Source organism: Amycolatopsis dongchuanensis, assembly GCF_039542405.1.
GTDB classification, from domain to species: domain Bacteria; phylum Actinomycetota; class Actinomycetes; order Mycobacteriales; family Pseudonocardiaceae; genus Amycolatopsis_E; species Amycolatopsis_E sacchari.
The window spans coordinates 24,982-48,184 of record NZ_BAABIB010000100.1; the positions used below are offsets into that span (position 1 = coordinate 24,982).

General features: G+C 68.7%; 21 protein-coding genes. 13 read left to right on the forward strand and 8 right to left on the reverse strand.

All coding sequences use genetic code 11. The features are described 5' to 3' along the window. Positions 1–35: 35 nt before the first annotated feature. From ABFX51_RS27045 to ABFX51_RS27060, 4 genes are all read right to left on the reverse strand, one after another. Positions 36–1,451: a phytoene desaturase family protein gene (locus ABFX51_RS27045; RefSeq protein ID WP_346055289.1), complete on the reverse strand. Its 1,416-nt coding sequence runs from the start codon at positions 1,449–1,451 to the stop codon at positions 36–38. After that, positions 1,444–3,213, reverse strand: coding sequence for a DUF3556 domain-containing protein (locus ABFX51_RS27050; RefSeq protein ID WP_346055290.1), 1,770 nt, complete (start codon positions 3,211–3,213; stop codon positions 1,444–1,446). The genes ABFX51_RS27045 and ABFX51_RS27050 overlap by 8 nt, the downstream gene beginning before the upstream one ends. Positions 3,214–3,248: 35 nt before the next feature. Next, complete coding sequence (locus ABFX51_RS27055) at positions 3,249–4,718, reverse strand: class I adenylate-forming enzyme family protein (RefSeq protein WP_346055305.1); 1,470 nt, start codon at positions 4,716–4,718, stop codon at positions 3,249–3,251. A gap of 130 nt (positions 4,719–4,848) precedes the next feature. Then, positions 4,849–5,889 carry an AraC family transcriptional regulator gene (locus ABFX51_RS27060; protein ID WP_346055291.1) on the reverse strand — a complete coding sequence of 347 codons (1,041 nt, stop codon included), beginning with the start codon at positions 5,887–5,889 and terminating at the stop codon, positions 4,849–4,851. Between the two features lie 167 nt (positions 5,890–6,056). Between ABFX51_RS27060 and ABFX51_RS27065 the strand changes: the two genes are divergently transcribed. From ABFX51_RS27065 to ABFX51_RS27120, 12 genes are all read left to right on the forward strand, one after another. After that, on the forward strand, positions 6,057–7,355 hold the full coding sequence (locus tag ABFX51_RS27065; protein WP_346055293.1) for a PucR family transcriptional regulator: 1,299 nt from the start codon (positions 6,057–6,059) through the stop codon (positions 7,353–7,355). Positions 7,356–7,603: 248 nt separating this feature from the next. After that, the gene (locus ABFX51_RS27070) at positions 7,604–8,710 is read left to right on the forward strand and encodes an ABC transporter ATP-binding protein (RefSeq protein ID WP_017985014.1); all 1,107 of its coding nucleotides are present in this window, start codon (positions 7,604–7,606) and stop codon (positions 8,708–8,710) included. Further along, complete coding sequence (locus ABFX51_RS27075; RefSeq protein WP_017985013.1) at positions 8,707–9,498, forward strand: MlaE family ABC transporter permease; 792 nt, start codon at positions 8,707–8,709, stop codon at positions 9,496–9,498. Before ABFX51_RS27070 ends, ABFX51_RS27075 begins: the two co-directional genes overlap by 4 nt. A gap of 3 nt (positions 9,499–9,501) precedes the next feature. Then, positions 9,502–10,362, forward strand: a complete 861-nt coding sequence (locus tag ABFX51_RS27080) for an MlaE family ABC transporter permease (protein ID WP_017985012.1) — start codon at positions 9,502–9,504, stop codon at positions 10,360–10,362. After that, a complete protein-coding gene (locus ABFX51_RS27085) occupies positions 10,359–11,717 on the forward strand; it encodes an MCE family protein (protein WP_346055295.1) in 1,359 nt (452 codons plus the stop codon). The genes ABFX51_RS27080 and ABFX51_RS27085 overlap by 4 nt, the downstream gene beginning before the upstream one ends. Then, a complete protein-coding gene (locus ABFX51_RS27090) occupies positions 11,714–12,754 on the forward strand; it encodes an MCE family protein (RefSeq protein ID WP_017985010.1) in 1,041 nt (346 codons plus the stop codon). Before ABFX51_RS27085 ends, ABFX51_RS27090 begins: the two co-directional genes overlap by 4 nt. Next, positions 12,751–13,782 (forward strand): MCE family protein, encoded by a 1,032-nt coding sequence (locus ABFX51_RS27095; protein WP_017985009.1) that lies wholly within the window; start codon positions 12,751–12,753, stop codon positions 13,780–13,782. The genes ABFX51_RS27090 and ABFX51_RS27095 overlap by 4 nt, the downstream gene beginning before the upstream one ends. Next, positions 13,779–14,951: an MCE family protein gene (locus ABFX51_RS27100; protein WP_346055296.1), complete on the forward strand. Its 1,173-nt coding sequence runs from the start codon at positions 13,779–13,781 to the stop codon at positions 14,949–14,951. Before ABFX51_RS27095 ends, ABFX51_RS27100 begins: the two co-directional genes overlap by 4 nt. After that, the gene (locus ABFX51_RS27105; protein ID WP_017985007.1) at positions 14,951–16,129 is read left to right on the forward strand and encodes an MCE family protein; all 1,179 of its coding nucleotides are present in this window, start codon (positions 14,951–14,953) and stop codon (positions 16,127–16,129) included. Before ABFX51_RS27100 ends, ABFX51_RS27105 begins: the two co-directional genes overlap by 1 nt. Beyond that, positions 16,129–17,379 carry an MlaD family protein gene (locus ABFX51_RS27110; protein ID WP_346055298.1) on the forward strand — a complete coding sequence of 417 codons (1,251 nt, stop codon included), beginning with the start codon at positions 16,129–16,131 and terminating at the stop codon, positions 17,377–17,379. Before ABFX51_RS27105 ends, ABFX51_RS27110 begins: the two co-directional genes overlap by 1 nt. Before the next feature lie 32 nt (positions 17,380–17,411). Next, a complete protein-coding gene (locus ABFX51_RS27115) occupies positions 17,412–17,963 on the forward strand; it encodes a hypothetical protein (RefSeq protein WP_346055299.1) in 552 nt (183 codons plus the stop codon). A 24-nt stretch (positions 17,964–17,987) separates the two neighbouring features. Next, positions 17,988–18,704: a hypothetical protein gene (locus tag ABFX51_RS27120; protein ID WP_346055300.1), complete on the forward strand. Its 717-nt coding sequence runs from the start codon at positions 17,988–17,990 to the stop codon at positions 18,702–18,704. Between the two features lie 15 nt (positions 18,705–18,719). Here the strand turns inward: ABFX51_RS27120 and ABFX51_RS27125 are convergent, their stop codons facing one another. Genes ABFX51_RS27125 through ABFX51_RS27140 form a run of 4 tightly spaced genes read right to left on the reverse strand, consistent with a single transcriptional unit; the run spans position 18,720 to position 22,239 of the window. Further along, a complete protein-coding gene (locus ABFX51_RS27125; protein WP_017985003.1) occupies positions 18,720–19,343 on the reverse strand; it encodes a TetR/AcrR family transcriptional regulator in 624 nt (207 codons plus the stop codon). A gap of 31 nt (positions 19,344–19,374) precedes the next feature. After that, positions 19,375–21,114, reverse strand: coding sequence for an aa3-type cytochrome oxidase subunit I (ctaD, locus tag ABFX51_RS27130; RefSeq protein WP_346055301.1), 1,740 nt, complete (start codon positions 21,112–21,114; stop codon positions 19,375–19,377). Continuing rightward, positions 21,111–21,548, reverse strand: coding sequence for a cupin domain-containing protein (locus tag ABFX51_RS27135; protein WP_346055302.1), 438 nt, complete (start codon positions 21,546–21,548; stop codon positions 21,111–21,113). The genes ctaD and ABFX51_RS27135 overlap by 4 nt, the downstream gene beginning before the upstream one ends. Continuing rightward, positions 21,541–22,239, reverse strand: a complete 699-nt coding sequence (locus ABFX51_RS27140; protein WP_017985000.1) for a DUF2249 domain-containing protein — start codon at positions 22,237–22,239, stop codon at positions 21,541–21,543. Before ABFX51_RS27140 ends, ABFX51_RS27135 begins: the two co-directional genes overlap by 8 nt. A 233-nt stretch (positions 22,240–22,472) precedes the next feature. Between ABFX51_RS27140 and ABFX51_RS27145 the strand changes: the two genes are divergently transcribed. Beyond that, entirely contained in the window at positions 22,473–23,147 is a 675-nt protein-coding gene (locus tag ABFX51_RS27145) for a helix-turn-helix transcriptional regulator (RefSeq protein WP_017984999.1), read from the forward strand. The last annotated feature ends 56 nt before the right edge of the window (positions 23,148–23,203 follow it).

Below are 23,203 nucleotides of genomic sequence, written 5' to 3' on the forward strand. Positions count from 1 at the left end.
GCCAACTCGGTGCCCGGACCGGCCAACTCGGCGTCTCAGTGGCCGAGGAAGCGCAGGGCGGACTCGGCCGCGTTGAAGCCGCACATTCCGTGCGCGCCGGCGCCGGGGGGTGTGGCCGCGGAGCACAGGAACACCCCGGGCACACCGGTGCGGTAGGGGTCGAGCGCGAGGCGCGGCCGGATCGCCACCTGCAACGGGGTGTTGGCCCCGGTGATGATGTCGCCGCCGACGTAGTTCGGGTTGTACCGCGCCATCTCGGTGGTGGACCGGACGAACTTGCCGACGATCCGCTCCCGCAGGCCCGGTGCGAAGCGCTCGATCTGGTCGAGGATCGTGTCGGTGGCGTCGCCCGGGTAACCGTTCGGGACGTGCGCGTAGGCCCAGATCGGATGGACGTTGCCGGCCGACCGGCTGGGGTCGGCCAGGTACTGCTGCGACACCAGCACGAACGGGCGCTCCGGCATCCGGCCGTGGGCCGTCTCCCGCTCGGCGTGCACGATCTCCTCCAGCGTCCCGCCGACGTGCACGGTGCCCGCCTTGCGGCAGGCCTCGTCGCGCCACGGCAACCCGCCCTCGACGGCCAGGTCGACCTTGAACGCTCCCGGCCCGTGCTTCCATCGCCGGTACGCGTGCCGGACGCGGCCGGGCAGGCGGTCGCCGATGACCTCCGCGGCGGCGGCGGGGGCGAGGTCGAGCAGCACCACCTTCGACGGCGGCAGCTCGGCGAGCGAGCGCACCACGATCCCGGTCTCGATGGTGCCACCGAGCTCGGTCAGCATCGCGGCGAGCGCGTCGGTGATCGCCCTCGACCCGCCGACCGCGACCGGCCAGCCGAACCGGTGCCCGGCCGCGGTCAGCATCAGCCCGATCGCCGCGGTGGTCGGCCGGGTCAGCGGATGGAACGCGTGCGCGGCCACCCCGGCGAACAGTGCGCGTGCCCGGTCGGTCCGCCACCGGCGCGCGACGGCGGTGGCCGGTTGCAGCGCGCGCAGCCCGAACCGCGCCAGGTGTATCGGATGCCTCGGCAGGTGGACCACGGGCCGCATCAGCTCTTCGGCCAGCGCGTCGAAGCCGTCGGCGAGCGGGCCGAACAGGCGCTGCCACGCCGGGCCGTCGACGCCGAGGCCGTCGGCCGTGGCGTCGACGGCCCGCAGCAGCACCCCGGGGTCGCCGGAGTCGAGCGGGTGGGCGAGGTCCACTTCGGGCAGGGCCCATTGCAGGCCGTAGCGATCCAGGCCGAGCGAGGCGAGGAACGGGGAACCGACGGCGATCTGGTGCACCGCGGAGCAGTGGTCGTGCAGCACCCCCGGCACGGTCAGCTCGCTGCTCCTGGTGCCACCGCCGATCTCGTCCGCGCCCTCGACGACCGTGACGCGCAGGCCGCGCCTGGCCAGTGCGACGGCGGAGGCCAGCCCGTTCGGGCCGGCCCCCACCACGATCGCGTCAGTCATGGGCCGGCGCACCACGCCGGTCGCGCTGCCACGGCGTGCGGCGCAGGACCTGGACGGGGATGCTCGGGTCCTGGTCGTCGAGCCACGGCTGGCGGGTGACCATGTCCTTGACGGCCACGTAACCCTCCTCGAGCTGCCCGGTCGCCGCGTCGACGATCCGGTAGTGCTGGCGCTGGCGCTGGATCGGCTGCGATTCGAGCATGATCACCCGCAGCTCGCCCGGGGCGAAGTTACACCGCTGCTGGACGGCATCGATCAGCTGCTCGTTGTGCAGGTGGCCTTCGCCGAAGTTCCAGCCGAGCACCATGCCGGCGGCGAACTCGCCTTCGCGCACGTCGTAGTCGTCGAGGTTGTCCACCGCCCGGCACAGCAGGCCGTTGAGCGCCCGGCCGTGGCTGTGCATGGACCGCCACGCCATCGCCTTCTGCAGCATCAGCTCGGCCTTCTCCTCGTCGTAGAGCTTGGTGAGCTGCTCCTTGGGGGTGGCCGCGGCGGTGACGATGTGCTTGGTCAGCTTCTGCTCGCTGCCCTTGCGGAACACCCACAGGCTGGTGGCCCAGTTGCCCGCGTAGTAGCGCATCGACGGCAGGAACGAGACCAGGTGCGGCTTCATGTTGCCCAGCACCGGCAGCCCGACCAGGCAGACCAGCAGCAGCGCCGCGAGCAGCGGCGAACCGAAGTCGGACAGCCCGATCTCGGCGTAGTGCCCGAACAGGAACAGCGCGGAGAAGATGAAGAAGATGTTCCATTCCAGCGGCACGCCCATCGGGAAGGTGGACAGGATGTGCAGGTGGAAGATCACCATGATGGTCAGCGCGACGGTGGTGACGATGCCGCCGTGGGAGAAGAAGAGCACCGGCGGGAGCAGGTACTCGATGACCGTTCCGGTGTGCGCGGCGAATCCGGAGAGCTTCGAGGGCCGCAGGTCGTGCGGGAAGTCGCGGTAGAGCTTGCGCTTGATCCACTTGACCCGCTGCAACGGGCTGTTGCTGATCATGACGGCGACCACGAACGGGAAGTGCCGGTTGAGCTTGGAGGTCGCCGCGCCCCACCAGAGCCCGACCATGATCAGTTTCAGGCCGACCATCATGTCCAGGTAGGGGAAGAAGAACACCAGCAGGGTCAGCCAGTACTGCTCACCGCGCGCGGCCAGGAAGATCGTCTTGTCCCGCAGGCCCAGCAGCGGCAGCGCGACCACCAGCGGGATTATCCGGACCGGGTCGAGCAGCCCGACCGTGTTGCCCGGCGGGACGCTGTCCGCGGTCCCCGGCGAGCAGAGCAGCCACACCGCCGACGCGATCACCACCACGTACAGCGCGACGTCCACAATGGAGCGCCGGGTGCCGCGGGTGAGCGGCACCTTGTCCGGCCACGGTGGCAGCCGCACGGTGCCCGGCCGCAGCCAGTAGAGGAAGCCGCCGATCGGCGGCAGGAACCGGAAGGTCAGCGGCATCGAGCCGCAACCGAACCCGAGCACCTCGTAGAGCAGGGTCCAGACCACGACCTTCTGGTAGACGATCGGTTCGGTCCACCAGGACCCGAAATCTCCGACCGAGCCGAGGCCGGGGGTCGCCGAGATGACCGCGATCGCACCGAGCACGTAGCCGACGAGCTTGACGACGTAGAGCAGGTACACGGCATACGGCGTGCCGAAGCCGTTTTCCGCCCAGTGCTGGGCGAGCGGACGGATGCGCTGGAGATGCGGCCTCGACCGCCATTCCTTGAGGTCGAGGTCGGGTAACAAGGGCGAGATGAATCCCATGGTGGTCCTTCGTTCTGGGGGATGCCGGTGGCGAATCAGGCGGGTGAGCCCGCCGTGGCCGCGAGGCCCGCGCGCAGGGCAGGCTTGTCGATCTTGCCGACGGAGTTCTTCGGCAGCGCGTCCATCGTGACGATGTCGGCGGGAAGCTTGTACTTGGACAACGAGCCGCGGCACAGCTCGTGCAGTTCGTCCGTGCCGACCGAGGCTCCCGGCCGCAGGGCGACGAACGCCAGCGGCACCTCACCGAGCACCTCGTGCGGGGCGCCGATCACCGCGGCTTCTAGCACCCCGGGATGGCCGTAGAGCACGGATTCGATCTCCTTGGGGTAGATGTTCTCCCCGCCGCGGATGATCATGTCCTTGATCCGGTCGACGAGCACGAGGTAGCCATCCTCGTCGAACCGGCCGACGTCGCCGGTGTGCAGCCAACCGTCCACAATGGTCTTCGCGGTCTCCTCCGGCTTGTTGAGGTAACCGCGCATCACGTTGGGGCCGCGCACGACGACCTCGCCGGTCTCGCCGGCCGGGAGGAGATTGCCGGCGGCGTCCATGATCGCGACTTCCTGCCCCTTCATCGGCAGCCCGACCGTGCCGGGCTTGCGGACACCGTCGATCGGGTTGATCGTCGACGCGCAGGTGCCTTCCGAGAGCCCGTAGCCCTCGATGATGGTGACGCCGAAACGGTTTTCGAACCGCTCGATGAGTTCGGCCGGCATCGGCGCGGCACCGCAGACCGCCAACCGCAGTGAGGATGTGTCCGGCCGCACCTCCTCCGGTAGTGCCGTCAGCATCGCGTAAATGGCGGGCACCGCCGAAAAGTAGGTCGGCCGCACGGTCTCGATGACGCGGAAGAACGTCTTCGGGCTGAATTTCCCGGCGATCGTGGCGCGGCCGCCGGCGATCAGTGGCGACAGGATGCTGACCACGATTCCGTTGACGTGGAACAGCGGCAGGATCAGCAGGCTGTGCTGGTCATCGCCGAGCCCGACGGACTCGATGGCCATCGAGCACATCGCCAGCAGGTTGGCGTGATCGAGCATCACGCCCTTCGGCTTGCCGGTGGTGCCGCTGGTATAGATCAGCAAGGCCAGCGTGTCGACCTCGACCGGCGGCGAGGACGCCAGGACGGCGTCGTCGATCGAGCCTTCGAGTTCGGCCACGCCGATTGTTTTCACCGCAATATCCGCGGACTCGGCGATGACGATCTTCGCGCCGGAATCGGCGATCTGATATTCGGCCTCGGCGGCGGTCAGCGCGGGGTTGATCGGGGTCACCGCGGCACCGAGCCGCCAGGCCGCGAACAGGGTGATGACGAGTTCGACGCGATTGGGGAGCCGAACCGCCACCACATCGCCGCTGGCGATCCCGTGCCGCCGCAGGGTTGTTGCGGCCCGGAGCACCCGATCCAGGAAATCGGCGTTGCTCAGGTTCACGGCATCGTCGGCAAGTGCGGGGGCATCGGGTCGTTGTTCCGCGCGCACGTCCGGCAGCGTTGCCAAGTGCATGTCGCTCCTCGGGTTACAGCAGATATACCGCTCCAGTGCGGGCAAAGGTACGAACCCACTGTGATCCGTTCCATAGGTTCGGAAGACGAATCTGCGCAACCCGTTTGTTCGAAACGTACAAAGGCCCTGGTCAGCGGTGACCCGGTCGCGGGTGGGCCCGGACTGCCCGCCGGTGCGCCCTGGGGCTGACCCCCTTCCACCACCGGAAGGCGTGCGTGAAGCTGGACGTCTCGGCGTACCCCAGCCGGTAGGCGACTTCCTCGACCGTCAGCCGCCCGGCGTCCAGCAGTTCGTCGGCCAGCTCCTCACGCACCTCGTCGAGCAGGCAGCGGTAGGACGTTCCCTCCTCGGACAGCCGCCGGCGCAGCGTTCTCGGCGACAGGTGCAGCCTGCTCGCCACCTCGACCACCGTCGGTGGCGCCTGCGGCCGGCCGAGCAGCACCTCGCGGACCCGGTTCGGCAGCCCGGTCCTGGTCCGCCGCTGTTCGAGCAGCCGCCGGCACTGGGCTTCTGCCAGGCTCGCGGTGAGGGGTTCCGCCTGGGGGAGTGGCGAATCGAGGCTCGCCCGGTCGAACGAGACCGAGTCGGCCGCCGCGCCGAACTCGGGCCGCAGCCCGAAGACCTCGGTGTAGCGAGCGAGGCCGCCGGCGGGTGGAGCGAACGCGAAGCTGACCCGATGCAGCCGGCTCGGCGCGGCGAGCAGCTCGCGCTGGATGGTGTGGATCGCCGCCGCGTCCCGTTCCAGCAGGAAGCGTCTCAGCTCCTCCGGTGCCGCGGATGCGTCGAGGACCAGGGTGAGCTCGTCGCCGGCCTCGACCGGGGTCATCCGGCAGAACGAGTAGGTCAGGTCGAGGTAGCGCAGGCCGACCGAGATGGCGCTACGCAGGGTGGGGCTGCTGATCAGCGCGAAACCCCAGATGCCGTAGGTGGTGAGGTGGTAGCGCAGGCCGGCGTCCAGGCCCAGCCCCGGCGGGTCACCCAGGGTGCGCACCAGGTTGGCGATGACGGTCATTTCCTGCTCGGCGGTCACCGGCTGGTCGGGGTTGGCCAGATCCGCCATCCGCAGCCCGGTCCCGCGAAGGGACTCCGCGGCCGGTACCCCGCGCTCCATCCCCAGCCTGGTCAGGAGCAGGGCGCTCGCGGGCGCGCGCAGCACACTCTCGGATCCCACGATGGCACCTCCCGCCGACTCCGCTGTCGAACCGCTTGGCCAAAAATATCAACTCACTGGCCTCGATGACCCTGGGAGGTCGCCGCGGCGCCGCTTACCCTCAGTAGCCCCCAGTAAGACGGCCACGCCGGGTACCGCCGTGGAGACCATGAACGAGTGACCAAGCCATGACCGAAGACGCCGACGACGAGATCCAGGATGCCGAAGTCGCCAGCATCGTGGCCATCGCGAGCCGGCTGCGCTCGCGGGTGCCCGCGCTCGTGCGGCACATGATCGAGCGGATGTCCGAGGAGATCCCCGAGCTCGGGGTGGACGAGCGGCTGACGCCGCTGCTCAACGCCAGCGTGGAGAGCAACGTCGAGACGGTGCTGCACCTGCTGCAGCACGGCATGGCGCTGGACGGGTTCGAGACGCCGTGGGCGGCCGGTGAGTACGCGCGGCGGCTGGCCCAGCACGACGTGCCGCTGGTGGCCTTGATCCGGGCGTACCGCCTCGGCCAGGACAGCCTGGTCCGGTTGCTCATCGAGGAGGTGCACCGCGAGGGCTTCGACGCCACCCGCACGAGCGCGATCACCAGCCGGATCGTGACCTTCAGCTTCGACTACATCGACCTGATGTCCCAGCGGGTCGCGGTGGTCTACGAGGAGGAGCGGGAGAGCTGGCTGCGCAACCGCAGCACCGCGCGGGCCGCCAGGATCCGCGAGCTGCTCGCCGGGCGCTCGGTGAACCGGTCGGTGGTGGAGGGCGTGCTCGGCTACCGCCTGCGGCAGCAGCACCTCGGCATCGTGGTGTGGATCGACGACGTGGCCCGCCGCGAGTTCGAACTGGCCAATTTGGACCGTCTCATCGTGACCATCGCAGAACGCCTCGGTTGCGTGGCACGCCCGCTGACCGTGCCCTGCGACGAGGCGAGCTCCTGGGCCTGGCTGCCCTTCGCGGAAGGCGCGCGGGTCGACCACGACATCATCGAGAACACCTTGAAGGAGTGGGATTTCCCGGCACGGGTGGCCCTCGGTGAGATCGAGAGCGACCTGGAAGGCTTCCGCACGACGCACTGGCAGGCCACCCAGGCGCAGACCGTCGCGGTGACGGCCGGCCAGCGGGCCCCGCTGGTCTCCCGGTTCGCGCAGGTCGGCACCGTGGCACTGCTCTGCGCGGACCTGAAACATACCCGCGCCTGGCTCACCCACGTGCTCGGCCCGCTGGCCGCCGACGACGAGCAGCATGCGCGGTTACGCGAGACCCTCCGCGTCTTCCTTGCCGGCGGTGGCAGCTATACCGCGGCCGCCGCGGCGCTGAACCTGCACAAGAACTCGGTGAAGTACCGGGTGCTCAAGGCCGAGGAGGTACGCGGCCGGCCGATCAACGGCGACCGGGTCGACGTCGAGATGGCGTTGACCGCGTGCCGCTGGCTGGGGTCCGCGGTGCTCTCCGGCACAGAGCGGCCGCCCCGTTTTTGTTCGTAAGTGACAACCGCGGCGATGGTTATCGTCGCCGCGGAACGACACATGTGACCGGCGCTACTGGGAAGATCACCGCGACGTGCACGGCGGACGTGCCGGCTGTCGCGGACCATCCCGGCGGCCGCCCACTGTGGATTCTGTCCAAGTCCGGTGTTCTTGGCCCTCGGAGGCCATGGTTGGCCCCCGTGGCCATGGTGGCCGGCGTCACCACCCGGCAGAGTCCCGGCAGATCGACTCGACGAGGAGTGTTGATGGGTGCTGAGGTGGTCATCGAGGGCTTGACCAAGTCTTTCGGTAAGCAGGCCATCTGGCGTGATGTGTCGTTGACGCTGCCGCCGGGTGAAGTCTCGGTGATGTTGGGGCCGTCGGGTACCGGTAAGTCGGTGTTTTTGAAGTCGATGATCGGCTTGCTGAAGCCGGACCGGGGTTCCTGTGTGATCAACGGTGTGGACATCGTGACGTGTTCTGAGCACCGGTTGTACGAGACGCGGAAGCTGTTCGGGGTGTTGTTCCAGGACGGCGCGTTGTTCGGCTCGATGAATCTGTATGACAATGTGGCGTTTCCGCTGCGTGAGCACACGAAGAAGTCCGAGTCCGAGATCAAGCGGATCGTGCTGGAAAAGCTGGAGATGACCGGTTTGGCCGGTGCGGAGAAGAAGTTGCCGGGGGAGATCTCCGGTGGGATGCGGAAGCGGGCCGGGCTGGCGCGGGCGTTGGTGCTGGACCCGGAGATCATTTTGTGTGATGAGCCGGATTCGGGTTTGGATCCGGTGCGCACGGCGTATCTGTCGCAGTTGCTGATCGATTTGAATGCGCAGATCGATGCGACGATCCTGATCGTCACGCACAACATCAACCTGGCGCGGACGGTGCCGGACAACATTGGGATGTTGTTCCGCAAGGAACTGGTGATGTTCGGTCCGCGGGAGGTGTTGCTGACCAGTGATGAGCCGGTGGTGGAGCAGTTCCTCAATGGTCGCCGGCTTGGTCCGATCGGGATGAGTGAGGAGAAGGATTCCGCGCAGATGGCGCGGGAGCAGGCGCAGGCGGATGCGGGTCATCACGACGGGTCCACCGAGGATGTGCGGGGGGTGGTGCCGCAGTTGCAGCCGACCCCGGGGTTGCCCGAGCGCAAGGGGGTGCGCCGCCGGAAGGACCGGGTGATGAAGATCCTGCACACCCTGCCGCCCGCCGCGCAGGAAGGCATCATCGACTCACTCACCCCGGAAGAACAACACCGCTACGGCGTTGACGCGAGCACGCTCGCCGCGTCCGGGCGCCACCACAGCGATTTCCGGGCCGGGCCCACCGACACGGTCGAGCTGCCGGTGATCCGGAACAGCGGGAGCATTTCGTGAGCGGCACCAAGCAGTTCTCCTTCCCCGGCGTCGGCGCGTTCCGTGAGACCGGCCGATTGTTCGCGCTCGGCCTCGATGTGTTCCGGCTGCTGCCCAAGCGCCCGTTCCAGCTGCGCGAGTTTCTGCAGCAGGCCTGGTTCGTCGCCAGCGTCTCGCTGCTGCCGAGCGCGCTGGTGTCCATCCCGTTCGGCGCGGTGATCGCGCTCCAGCTCGGTTCGCTGACTCGGCAGCTCGGTGCGCAGTCCTTCACCGGGGCCGCCGGGGTGCTGGCCACTGTGCAGCAGGCCGCGCCGATCGTCACCGCGCTGATCATCGCCGGCGCCGGTGGCTCCGCGGTGTGCGCGGACATCGGGTCCAGGACGATCCGGGAAGAGATCGACGCGATGAAGGTGCTCGGCGTCTCCCCGGTGCAGCGGCTGATCGTCCCACGCGTGCTCGCGATGGCGTTCGTCGCGGTGCTGCTCAACGGCCTGGTCAGCATCGTGGGTGTGGCCGGTGGCTACTTCTTCAACGTCTTCCTGCAGGGCGGCACGCCCGGCGCGTACCTGTCCAGCTTCAACGCGCTCGCCCAGCTGCCGGACATCTACATCAGCGAGCTCAAGGCGTTGATCTTCGGTCTGGTCGCCGGGGTGGTCGCCTCCTATCGCGGGCTGAACCCGCGTGGCGGCCCGAAAGGCGTCGGCGACTCGGTCAACCAGGCAGTGGTGATCACGTTCCTGCTGCTGTATTTCGTCAACTTCGTGCTGACCACCCTGTACTTGCACATCGTGCCGCCGAAGGGGAGCTGATCCGTGGTCGACACCATGCCCAAGCGTGCCGTGATCGCCGATCGCGCCAGGAAGGCCGCCAGGAAACCGGTGGCGAGCCTCGACGACTACGGCAACCAGCTCTGGTTCTACATCCGTGCCTTCCTGTGGATTCCTCGCACGATTCGCCGGTATTCCAAGGAAATCATCCGGCTGCTGTCCGAAGTGTCCTTCGGCAGCGGCGCGCTGGCGGTGATCGGCGGGACGATCGGCGTGATGGTGGCGCTCAACCTGTTCGTCGGCACCGTGGTCGGCCTGCAAGGGTATGCGGCGCTGAACCAGATCGGTACCGAGGCGTTCACCGGGTTTGTGTCCGCCTATTTCAACACGCGCGAGATCTCCCCGCTGGTCGCCGGGATCGCGCTCTCGGCGACCGTCGGCTCCGGGTTCACCGCGCAGCTCGGCGCGATGCGCATCGCCGAGGAGATCGACGCGCTCGAGACGATGGGCATCCCGAGCCTGCCCTACCTGGTCACCACCAGGATGGTCGCCGGCTTCGTGGCCATCCTGCCGCTGTACACCCTCGGCCTGCTGGCCTCCTACGTCGCGTCGAGGTTCATCACGATCACGTTCAACGGCCAGTCCGCCGGAACGTACGACCACTACTTCAACCTGTTCCTGCCGCCGGAGGACGTGTTGTGGTCCTTCGCGAAGATCCTGGTCTTCGCCGTGGTGATCATCCTCATCCACTGCTACTACGGGTACACCGCTGGCGGCGGTCCCGCGGGCGTCGGGGTCGCGGTCGGGCGCGCGGTGAAGACCGCGATCGTCACCGTGGTCATCCTCGACTTCTTCCTCAGCCTCGCGATCTGGGGCACCACGACCACGGTGCGGGTGGCCGGATGAGCGCCGAACGTGGTGTGCTGCCGGCGATTCCGCGTCGGGTGCTCGGCCTGGTGTACCTGCTCGCGATCGTGCTGTTCTTCGCGCTGACGATCGCCTTCTACCAGAAGCGCTTCACCCCGGTCGTCATGGTGGACCTGCGCGTGCAGAAGCTGGGCGACCAGCTGCTGCCGCAGTCGGACGTGAAGGTGCGCGGCGTGATCGTCGGCGAGGTGCGCAGCATCGACACCTCCTTCGAAGGCGCGACGCTGCACCTCGCACTGAACCCGGACAAGATCGACCTGATCCCGAAGAACGTCACGGCCAGGTTGCTGCCCAAGACGCTCTTCGGTGAGCGCTACGTCAACCTGGTGCTGCCGAAGACCGGCGCGGTCGGGCGGATCGAGGCCGGCGACACCATCGGCCTCGACCGCTCGTCGGCCGCGGTCGAGTTGAACCGCGTGCTCGACAGCCTGATGCCGGTGCTCAAGTCGGTCCAGCCGGAGAAACTGTCCAGCACCCTCACCGCGGTGTCCGACGCGCTCTCCGACGGCCGTGGCAAGGACCTCGGCCAGACCCTGGTCACTCTCAACGAGTACGTGCGGGAGCTCAACCCGTCGCTGCCCGACCTCACCGAGGACATCCGGCAGCTCGCCGGGGTCGCCGACGCCTACCGCGACGCGGCGCCCGACCTCTTGCAAACCCTGTCCGATCTCACGGTGACGAGCAAAACCCTGGTGGACCAGCAACAGAACCTGCACGGGCTGTTCGACAGCCTGTCCGCGACCTCCGCGGACCTGCGGAGCTTCCTGGAAGTGAACAAGAACAACCTGATCGGGCTGGTCGGTGCCAGCAGGTCCACAGTGGAGCTTCTGGCCAAGTACGCGCCGGAGTACCCGTGCCTGCTCGGCCAGCTCTCCGACCTGGTGCCGAAACTCGACGAGATCTGGGGCGGTGGGCGCAACAACAACCATGCCCTGAACCTGACCATCGAGATCACCGCCAGCCGCGGCAAATACGTGCCGGGCAGGGACACGCCGGCGTACAACGACAAACGCGGCCCGGCCTGCTACCCGATCGCCACCAACGGGAACTTCCCGCAGTACCCGGGCGCCGGGCCGCTCCGCGACGGCTCCACCCCGCCGCCGGCCGGTTCCACCAGGACTCCCTCCGGCATGAACTCGCTACTCGACGGCGCCATGGCCACGCCGGCCGCGGCCGGGCAGCAGGTGCCGTCGCTGGCCAATTCGGCGGCGGAACGTGCGCTGGTCGCGACGCTGCTCGCGCCGTCGATGGGCACCGCCCCCGGTGACGTTCCACAGTGGAGCAGCGTGCTGGTCGGGCCGCTCTATCGCGGCCAGGAGGTGACCGTCCGGTGAAGTCGCTCGTCGGGCCGGTGACGAAGCTGTCCATCTTCGTGGTGTTCACCGTGCTGTCCACCCTGCTGCTCGCGGCCACCATCGCCAACATCACCTTCCAGCCGTCGAACTCCTACCACGCGGTGTTCTCGGACGTGACCTCGCTGAACGTCGGCGACGACGTCCGGGTGTCCGGCGTGCGAGTCGGCCAGGTCGACGCGATCGAGGTCGGCGGCGACAACGAGAACGTGGCCAGGGTCGACTTCTCGGTCGACGCCGGCCGCAAGCTGCCCCGCTCGATCCAGGCCGTGCTCAAGTACCGCAACCTGGTCGGCCAGCGTTACATCGCGCTGGAACAGCAGCCGGGCGACGCCGGCGGGGTGCTCAACCCGGGGGACACCATTCCCTTGCGGCAGACCAAGCCGGCGCTCAACCTGACCCAGCTGTTCAACGGGTTCAAGCCGCTGTTCCAGGCGCTGTCGCCGGATGACGTCAACAAGCTGTCCTACGAACTGATCCAGGTGCTGCAGGGCGAGGGCGGCACGATCAACTCGCTGCTTCGGCACACCACGGAGCTGGCGTCGACGATCGCCGGCAAGGACCAGGCGATCGGCCAGGTGATCGACAACCTGAACACCGTGCTGGACACCGTCAACGGCCGCGGGGACGAACTCTCCGGGCTGGTCGGCACCCTGCAGGAACTGGTCACCGGGCTCGCCGCGGACCGGGAGCCGATCGGGGAGTCGGTCAGCGCGCTCGCCGAGCTGAGCGCGACCACGAGCGGGTTCCTCGCCGAGGCGAGGGAACCGCTCAAGCAGGACATCGCGGGGCTCGGCGCGCTCGCGGCCAACCTGAACCGCGGTTCCAGCCTGGTCGAGCAGTTCCTCAACAACCTGCCGCGCAACGTGGAGACCATCACCCCAACGGCCTCGTACGGCTCCTGGTTCAACTTCTACCTGTGCGCGGCGGTCGGGAATGTCGGCGTGCAGTCGCTCGGGCTGAACGTCCCGGTGCTCCCGGTGCCGCTCGCCCAGACCCCGTCGAGGTGTACATCGTGAAAGCCTTCGAGGAACGCAATCCCGTCCCGATCGGCATCGCCAGCGTGGTGATCATCGCGCTGCTGACCGTCGCCGCCTACTTCTACGACGACCTGCCGCTGATCGGTGGTGGAGCGGTGTACCAGGCCGAATTCACCGAGGCCGCCGGGCTGAAGGCGGACGACGAGGTCCGCATGGCCGGCGTCAAGATCGGTCAGGTCAAGAAGATCGAACTGAACGGCGGGCACGTCCTGGTGAGTTTCCGGGCGAAGAACGCCTTCCTCGGCGACCAGACCAGGGCGTCCATCGAGATCAAGACGCTGCTCGGGCAGAAGTACGTCGCGCTGGAGTCCGCCGGCAAGGCCCCGCTCGACCCCGCCAGCCCGATCCCGGTGGCACGGACGAAGGCGCCGTTCGACGTCAGTGACGCCTTCACCGGGCTGTCCAGGACGGTCGACCAGATCGACACCAAGCAGCTGGCGCAGAGCTTCCAGACCATCGCGCAGGAGTTCTCCGGTACCCCGGAGCAGATCCGGCCAGCGCTGGACAGCCTGTCCGCGCTGTCCACCACGATCGCCGGCCGCGACGAGCAGCTGCACAAGCTCCTTGACAACACCAGTCAGCTCAGCAAGACCCTCGCCGACCGCAGCGGCCAGTTCCAGCGGCTGATCGGTGACGGCACGCTGTTGCTCGACGAGGTGCAGGCCCGCAAGACGGCGATCAGCTCGCTGCTGCAGGGCGCCAGGGCGCTCTCGGTGCAGCTGGCCGGGCTGGTGTCGGACAACCAGCAGCAGCTCGCGCCCGCGCTGGCCCAGCTCGACCAGGTGACCGGGCTGCTGGAACGCAACCAGGAGAACCTGAACGTGAGCCTCAACCAGCTCGCCCCGTTCTACCGGCTGTTCGCCAACACCCTCGGCAACGGCCACTGGTTCGACGTGTATGTGTGCGGCCTGCTGCCGCCGACCGTCAACCTCAACCTGCTCAACATCAATCCGGGTGGCTGTGAGCCCCCGGCGACGAACTCAGGGGTCACCGGAGGCGGCCGATGAGCATTCCCACGAAGGCCGTGCGGCGGCTGTCGATCGTGCTCGTGCTGACGCTGGTCGCGGCGGGCGGCGCGTGGTGGATCACGTCCCGCTCGGCCGGAACGAAGGTGACGGCGCTGTTCTCCCAGGGCATCGGCGTGTTCGAGGGCGGCGACGTCCGGATACTCGGGGTGAAGGCGGGCACCATCGACTCGGTGACCCCGGAGGGGGAGCAGGTACGGGTCGAGCTGACCATCGACCCCGGCATCGACGTGCCGGCGGACGCCGGCGCGGTCGTCGTCCCGCCCAGCCTGGTCGCCGACCGGTACGTGCAGCTGACCCCGGTCTACACCGGTGGCCCCAAGATCGCCGATGGCGCGGTCATCCCGATGGCGCGCACGGCGACCCCGGTCGAGGTCGACGAGCTGTACCGGAGCCTCGACCAGGTCACCACCGCGCTCGGGCCCAAGGGCGCCAACGCGGACGGGTCCCTGTCCGCGCTGCTCGACGTCGGGGCGCGCAACCTCGCCGGTAACGGTGCGGCGATCAACGAGACCATCACGAAGCTGGCCGGTCTCACCGCGACGCTGTCGGACAACCGCGGTGACCTGTTCTCGACCGTCGACAATCTCCGGAAGTTCACCGAAACCCTGGCGACCAGTGACGGGCAGCTGCGCGATCTGAGCGGCCAGCTCACCGATGTGAGCGCGTTCCTCGCCGGTGAGCGGCAGAACCTCACCCAGGCGCTCGGCGAGCTGGCGACCGCGCTGGACTCGGTCCGCACCTTCGTCGCGGACAACCGTGGCCGGATCAAGTCCAATGTGGACAAGCTGGCCGCGGTGACCCAGGTGCTGGTCGATCAGCGTGGCGCGCTGGCCGAATCCCTTGACGTGGCACCGCTGACGCTGGGCAACCTGGCGAACGCCTACAACGCCAGTTCCGGCACGCTGGACATCCGGGCCAACCCGAACGAGCTGTCCACCCCGCCGATCGTCACGATCTGCGGGCTGCTCCGGCGCGGCACGCCGACCCAGCTCCCGCAGGCGCTGGCGGATACCTGCGACAAGCTGGCCCCGGTGCTCAACGGTGCGGTTCCGCTGCCGTCGGCGGCGCAGATCGTCGGTGGGCTGCAGAGCGGGAATCTCCCGCCGCTGCCGCTGCTCTCGCCCACCCAGTCCGGAGGTGGTCGCTGATGAAGAGGCGTGTGTCCCTTGGCTGCCTTGCCGCGGTGCTCAGCGTGGCCGTGACCGGCTGCGGGTCCGGTGGGTTCAGCGGCCTGTACGGCGCGCCCCTGCCGGGTGGCGCCGACCTCGGCGACCACCCGTACCAGCTTAAGGTTCAGTTCGCCGACGTGCTCGACCTGGTGCCGCAGGCGGCGGTGAAGGTCAACGACGTCCCGGTCGGCCGGGTGGAGAACATCGGGTTCGCCCCGGACGGCTGGACGGCCGAGGTCACGGTGGCCATCAACGGCGACGTGAAGCTGCCGGCGAACGCGAACGCCATGCTCGTGCAGTCCAGCCTGCTCGGTGAGAAGTACGTGTCGTTGACGAGCCCCACCGCGCCCGCCCCGACGCAGCTCGCGGACGGCGCGGTGATCCCGGTGCAGCGGACCAACCGCAACCCGGAGGTCGAGGAGGTTTTCGGCGCGCTGTCGATGCTCCTCAACGGGGGCGGTGTCGAGCAGCTGCGCACGATCAGCCGCGAGGTGAACGACGCGCTGGCCGGCAAGGAGGGCGACATCCGCGCGCTGCTGACCAACGTCGACAAGCTCACCGGCGACCTCGCCGGGCAACGCGACAACATCACCAGGGCCATCGACGGGCTGAACCGGCTCTCCGCCACGCTGGTCGGGCAGAACGACAACATCGGCAACGCGCTGGACAACCTGGAGCCCGGGCTGCGCGTGCTCGCCGAGCAGCGCGGTGACCTGGTGCACATGCTGCAGTCGCTGGACGGGCTGTCCGGCGTCGCGGTGGACACCATCACCAGGTCCCGCGAGGACCTGATCGCCGACCTGCGCGCGCTGCAGCCGACCCTGCAGAAGCTGACCGAGGCGGGCGACAAGCTGCCGAGGGCCCTGGACACCCTGCTGACCTTCCCGTTCACCAGCCATTCCCGGGAAGCGATCCGCGGTGACTACACCAACCTGGACCTCCGGCTCGACCTCAAGCTGGACAGCTTGCTGACCAACCTGTTCCTCAACCCGAAGCAGCCGCCGATCGCGCTGCCCGGTATGGGGAACCCGCCGGTCGCCCCGGCTCCGGCCGCCCCGCTGCCGCTGGCGTCGCCGGTGCCTTCATCGGCACCGCCGCCGGCCGCCGGGCAGCAGGGACTGGCCGGGGTGCTGAACTCCTTGCTTGGCGGTGCCTGATGCTCACTCGGAGGGTTCGGATCCAGGTCGCGATCTTCCTGGTCATCGCGGTGGCCGGGATCGGATACACCGGTTTCCGCTACGCAGGGCTGCAGAGCCTGTTCGGCCGCGGCGGCATGGTGGTCAAACTGCAGCTGGCGGATTCCGGCGGGATCTTCACCAACGCCGACGTGACCTACCGCGGGGTGACCATCGGCAAGGTCGGCGACCTCAACGTCGTCCCGGACGGCACCGAGGTGGAGCTGGTCATCAACGACGGTGCGCCCGCGGTGCCCGCCGACGTGGAGGCCGTTGTCGCGAACCGGTCCGCGGTCGGCGAGCAGTACGTCGACCTGCGGCCGCGGACCAGCAACGGGCCGTTCCTCACCGAGGGGTCCACGATCAAGGCCAAGGACACGGTCACCCCGGTGCCGCTCGACCAGCTGCTCGGCAACGTCGACGCGCTGGCCGCCAGCGTGCCGACCGGTTCGTTGAAGACCGTGGTCGACGAGCTGTACAACGCGTTCAACGGGGCCGGGCCGGACCTGCGCACCGTGCTGGACTCGACCAGTGCCTTCGCCGCCACGGCCAAGGAGTACCTGCCGGCGACCAAGGACCTGCTGTCCTCGGCCCGTACGGTGCTGACCACCCAGAACGCCGAAGCCGGCAACCTGCGGTCGTTCAGCTCGGACCTGCGGCTGCTCGCGGGTGAGCTGAAGAAGGCCAACCCGAACCTCGACCACTTCATCCGGGCGGTGCCACCGGTCTCCGCCGAGCTGTCCGGGCTGCTCGCGGAATCGGGGCCGGGACTCGGCAAGGTGATCGCCAACCTGCTCACCACGGCCGACATCCTCGGCCCGCGCACCAGCGGGCTGGAGAACATCCTCGCCACCTACCCGGTGCTCACCGCGGCCGCGAACACCGTGGTGCCCGGCGACGGCACCGCCCACCTCGGCCTGGTGCTGAACTTCTTCGACCCGCTCGTGTGCACCAAGGGCTATCAGGGCACCCGGCTGCGACCGGCCGACCAGGTCGCGCCCCGGCCGGCGAACCCCGACCTCTACTGCGCCGAGCCCCCCGGGAGCCCCACCTCGGTTCGCGGCGCGCAGAACGCGCCGTACGGCGGGACCCCGCGGCGCGCGCCGAGCGCGCCGGGAACCCAGCAGCAGCCGGGGCCGGCCGGCAGCCCGGCGCCGCTGCCGGGACTGGCCGGGCTGACCGGGATCAGCGGGCCGACCGACCTTGCCGGATTGCTCGGGCTGCCACGGTGAACCACGACAACAGCGTGCCGAACGGAGAACGCATGACGGACCAAACCGAGAACGCGCGGAAGCGGGCCGGTGCCCCGATGTGGGTCGGCAAGCCGTTTCTCGTCACGCTGTCCGCGCTGACCGTGGTGGCCCTCGCGGCCGCCGTCTGGTTCGTGACGGCCTGGCTCTCCGGCGGCGACGCCGCGGCGGCCGCCGCGCACACCAGGGGAGAGGCCGAGCGGGCGGGGGAGCAGGCCATCGCCGTGTTCGGCACGCTCGACTACCGCAACGTCGACGCCGGGCTCGACGAGTGGGAACGGGTGTCCACCGGGCCGCTCAACGAGGAGGTCAAGAAGTCCCGGCAGCAGCAGAGCCAGGTGATCAAGAACGGCCGGACCTCGACCAGTGCCAAGATCCTCAGCGGTGGCCTCACCGAGCTGGACGCGGCCGGCGGGACCGCGAAGATGATCGCGGTGGCCGAGATCGTGGTGACGCCGGACCAGGGGCAGCCGGTGACCAAACGGAACCGCTTCCAGGCCGATCTCCAGCGGACCGACCAGGGATGGAAGCTCAGCTCCATCCAAGCGCTCGCCATCGGCGGCTGACCCATCGCGAAAGGAGTACCGGCCATGCCACACGTGCGAAGCAAGGGCAGCGCGCCAGCACCACATCGACGCCGGCCGACCGTGGCCGGGCGGTCACGCGGCGACGCGGCACCGAGCCCGGTCCGCCGGTCCGAGCAGGAGACCGTGGACCAGACGGATGCGGTGGACCAGCGGGAGACCGGGGACCAGCGGAAGACCGGGGAGCCGTCGCCGGCGTCGGACACCGTCGAGGTCGACCCCCGGCGCCGGCGGCAGGTGATCATCCTGCTCGTGCTGCTGGTGGTGTTCACCGCAACGGCGGTGGCGGCGGGTATCGCCGGGGCGCCGGCCTCCGACGACGACACCCGCAACACCGCGCTCACCGACGCGGCGGCCACCAGCGATGTGCTCGGGCAGGTCAACAAGGCGGTCGAGACGGTGTTCTCGTTCGACTTCAGCGACACCGCGAAGACCCAGAACGCCGCGCAGAACCTGCTCCGCGACGGCGCGGTCGAGCAGTACAACCAGCTGTTCGAGCAGGTGAAACGGCTCGCCCCGGCACAGAAGCTGGTGCTCACCACGACCATCAGGGCGACCGCGGTGACCAGGTTGGATGGTGACCAGGCCCAGCTGCTGGTCATGGCGGATCAGCGATCGACCCGCGGGGACACCAACCAGACCAGCAATGCGGCCGCCCAGCTGTCGGTGGTGGCGAAGAAGACCGGCGACACCTGGAAGATCAGCGACCTCACCGTGCTGTGATCGCGGGCCCGGGCCTCATGGCGTGAGGGGGGCTTCGAGCAGGGCCAGGGCGTAGCGGGCGTGCTGTTCGCCGAGTGTCTTCTTGGACAGCCGGCCGCCTGGGCGGTACCAGGTGGAGATCGCCGAGCACAGCGACACGATGCTGCGGGCCGCGTCCTTGGGGTACGGGGTGGCGAACACGCCGGTGCGGGCACCGTCGGCGACGATCTGCTCGAACAGTGACTGCGTGCGGTCCCTGGCGTCCACCACCCGGCTGCGCTCCTCGCCGGTGAGGTAGCGGACCTCACTGATCGCCACCAGCGCGGCGGTCTGGTGGTCCACCACGAAGCCGACATAAGCCTTGACGGCGTCACGCAGCTTCGCGACCGGGTCGTCGCCGGCGGCCTCGATCGCGGCGGTGGTCCTGGCCAGCAGCTCGCTGTTCGCCCGCCGCAACAGTTCGGCGAGCAGATGCGATTTCGACGGAAAGTAGTTGTACAGGTTGGACAGGCTCGTGTTGGCTCCACGGGCCACATCGCGCATCGATGCCCCGTTGAAACCCTTCTCCCCGTACGCCTGCAGCGCCGCGTTGAGGATCGCGGCCTCGTTGCCGCGCCCGGAGTCGCGGATCAGCGTGGTTTCGGGAGAACGCTTGTTCATGCCGCGAGATTATGGGGGCCGTGATACCGGGTCAACCGCGGGGGCGGTGACCGCCGTTCACCCCAGGCGGGTGCCGCTCCGCAGACGGTCGGCGATGGCCGACATGGGCTTCCGCGGTCATCCGCTCGATCATGTGCGGGTAGTGCAGCCAGAAGGCCGGGCGCTCGGAGCGGATGCGGGGCAGCTCGGTGAAGTTGTGCCTTGGCGGCGGGCAGGAGGTGGCCCATTCCAGTGAGTTCCCGTAGCCCCACGGGTCGTCCACGGTGACGGCCTCGCCGTACCGGTAGCTCTTGATGACGTTGTAGATGAACGGAAGCATCGACGCGCCGAGGACGTAGGAGCCGATCGTGGAAACCGTGTTGAGCACGGTGAACCCGTCGGAGCTCAGGTAGTCGGCGTAGCGCCGGGGCATGCCCTGCGCGCCGAGCCAGTGCTGGACGAGAAAGGTGAGGTGAAAACCGAGGAACGTGGTCCAGAAATGGAGCTTGCCCCATCGCTCGTCGAGCATCCGGCCGGTCATCTTGGGGAACCAGAAATAGATTCCGGCGAAGGTCGCGAACACGATCGTGCCGAAGAGCACGTAGTGGAAATGCGCGACAACGAAATAGGTGTCGGTGACGTGGAAATCGATCGGCGGAGAGGCGAGCAGCACGCCGGTCAGCCCGCCGAACAGGAACGTCACCATGAAGCCGATCGACCACAGAATCGGATTCTCGAAGGTGAGCTGCCCTTTCCACATGGTGCCGATCCAGTTGAAGAACTTGAATCCGGTCGGGATCGCGATCAGGAAGCTCATCAGGGAGAAGAACGGCAGCAGCACCGCCCCGGTGGCGAACATGTGATGTGCCCACACGGTCGCGGACAACCCGGCGATCGCCAGGGTCGCGTAGACCATGCCCTGGTAGCCGAACAGCGGTTTGCGGCAGAACACCGGAATGATCTCGGTGACGATGCCGAAGAACGGCAGCGCGACGATGTAGACCTCGGGATGGCCGAAGAACCAGAACAGGTGCTGCCACAGGATCGCCCCGCCATTTGCCGGGTCGAACACGTGCGCGCCGAGCCGCCGGTCGGCGAGCAGACCGAGCAGCGCCGCGGTCAGGATCGGGAAGGCGACCAGGATGAGCATGCTGGTGATCAGGATGTTCCAGGTGAAGATCGGCATCCGGAACATCGTCATTCCCGGGGCGCGTAGGCAGACCACCGTCGTGATCATGTTGACCGCGCCGAGGATGGTGCCGAGCCCGGACACCACCAGCCCGCTGATCCATAGGTCGGCCCCGATGCCGGGGGAGTGGATCGCGTCGGACAGCGGGGTGTAGGCGAACCAGCCGAAATCCGCGGCACCGCCAGGGGTGAGGAAACCGGAGAGCACGATCAACCCGCCGAAGAGGAAGAGCCAGTAGGACAACGCGTTCAACCGGGGGAACGCGACGTCGGGGGAACCGATCTGCAACGGCAGGAGGTAGTTGGCGAACCCGAAGACGGTTGGCGTCGCGTACAGCAGCAGCATGATCGTGCCGTGCATGGTGAACAGCTGGTTGTACTGCTCAGGGGACAGGAACTGCTGTCCCGGTTGGGCGAGCTCGGTGCGCATCAGCAGGGCCAGCACGCCGCCAACGAGGAAGAACCCGAACGACGTGGTCAGGTACATGATCCCGAGCCGTTTGGGGTCGGCCGTGCGCAGATTCCCGAGCAGGGCCGACCCCTTGGCCGCTCGCGGTGGCGGGTACCGGCGGGCCGGGCGTGGTGGGTGGATGACGCCGGTCACGGTAGGTCCGTCTCGCCGGCGGCCCGGCGGTTCGCCTGCTCCGGCCAGCCCGGCGGCCTGCTGCCGATCCGCAGGCCCGGCCGCCGCCGGTGCACGGTGAGGTAGGCCAGGCCGTGAGCGCCGGCGGCGATGGCGCGGGTCGAGCCCTTCGGCAGCCAGGTCACCGCGCCTTCGGTGAGCGCCAGCGCGCCGTCGCGGGTGGTCAGCATCCCGGTTCCGGCGATCACGACGAGCAGCACGTCCAGGGCGGATTCCGCATGTGTGCCAACATGTTCACCCGGTGCCAGGCGCACCAGGTTCGCGTCGAGTTGCCGATCCGTTTCGGCCAGCCGCCAGAGCACGCCTGCCGGCACCGCCGTGTCGGCGAGCGTGGCGTGCGCATCGCACAGCACGCGTGGCCGACTGGGCGACACGGCCTGGTGCGGGTCAGGCATCGACCTGGCCGTCGTGCGCGGCCACCGGGAAACGGCCGATCCTGATGCGCCACTCGGTGGGGCCGGATTCGACGTATTCCCAAGCGAATTGCCCCGGGTAGGTGGCTTCGAACTCGCGCCGAAGCGGCTTCGGGTCGTGGTTGTTGACCAGCACGAACGACTCGCCCTTCGCCAGCCGGGCAAAGCTGCCGAAAATGCGGGGATGCCGCTGGCCGTGCGGGATCCCGCGGACGTCGAGCTCGTCCGGCGGCTCCAGGCTGCCCCCGTCCAGCAGCGTTTCCAGGTCCTCGACGAGGGAGACGAGGTCTACCCCGGGCAGCTCGGCGAGCGCGGGCAGCAACACTCTGCGCTCGACCTCCTGGCAGGCGGCGAGCGCCGTGGCCACCGCGTGGGCGGCGGCGTTCACCTGGTCGGCGGTGCTGGCCGCGCGCAGATCGTGGATGTGGCCGGTGATGATCTGGTGCTGGGCGCGCAGCGCGCGCACCAGCAGGCGGGTGTCGGCGGCTCCCGATGCGGGCGCGTAGAGCGCCCAGTCGACCGAGACCAGGTGGCACAGGACCCGGTCGGTGCAGAACACGACCATGCCGTCTCGCGCGGTCTGCCGGTCCGCGGCGGCGAGCCGCAGTTCGCTGAGCAGCGCCGCCTTCGCCCACGTCTCGGCGAGCAGCTCGTCATTGCGGTCGCGCAGCAAGGCGAGCGCACGTACCGCTGGATCGCCGGCCGAACCCCGAAGGTAGATCTCTGTTGCCGACCCCATGTCGTGTCCTTTTCCGGATCGAAGATGCCCCGTGCGCCCGGCATCGAGGTGATCGGCGGTCGCAGCGTGACTCGGTGGAACCAGCTCAGCAGGTATGCCCAATTAATACAAGTGGTAATAGTGTAAACTCCGTCTCAGCGTCATCCACCGATGCCAGGGAGGCGACGATGACCGCGCACGACCCGGGTGGCGAGCGCCGCCGCCAGGTGCTGCAGGCGATCCAGCGCGCCACGGAACCGGTGGGCGTTGCCGGGATCGCCGAGCAGGTCGGCATCCACCCCAACACCGCTCGATTCCACCTCGACGCCCTGGTCGATGCCGGGATCGTGGAGCGGATCATGGGCACGCCCTCCGGTCCTGGACGGCCGCGCGCGGTGTACCTGCCAAGGCCGGGGCGGGCCCGCGGCGACGAGCGCCGCTACCGGATGCTGGCGGAGATCCTGCTCGGTTACGTCACCTCGACCACCACCGAGCCGGCGCCGGCCGCGACCGAGATGGGCCGCGCCTGGGGGGCGCACCTGATCGACCGGCCGGTCCCGTCCCAGACGATCACCCGAGCAGGCGCGACCGACCGCCTGGTCGCGATGCTCGACGACCTCGGGTTCGCGCCGGAAGCGGTTCCCCGCGACGGAGGCGTACCCGACCGGGTGCTGCTCCGGCACTGTCCCTTCCTGGAACTCGCCGAGCGGCATCGCGACATCGTCTGTCCCCTGCACCTCGGGCTGATGCAGGGCGCGCTGAGCGAACTGCGGGCCCCGGTGACCGCGACCGCGCTGGAACCGTTCGCAGAGCCAGACGCCTGCGTCACCCACCTTGCGCCCGCGAACGCGCGGACCGCCTAAGGGATGTCTCGTAACTCGTGTTGTGGTTGGTGGGGCTGGTGTTGCAGTCAGTCGGC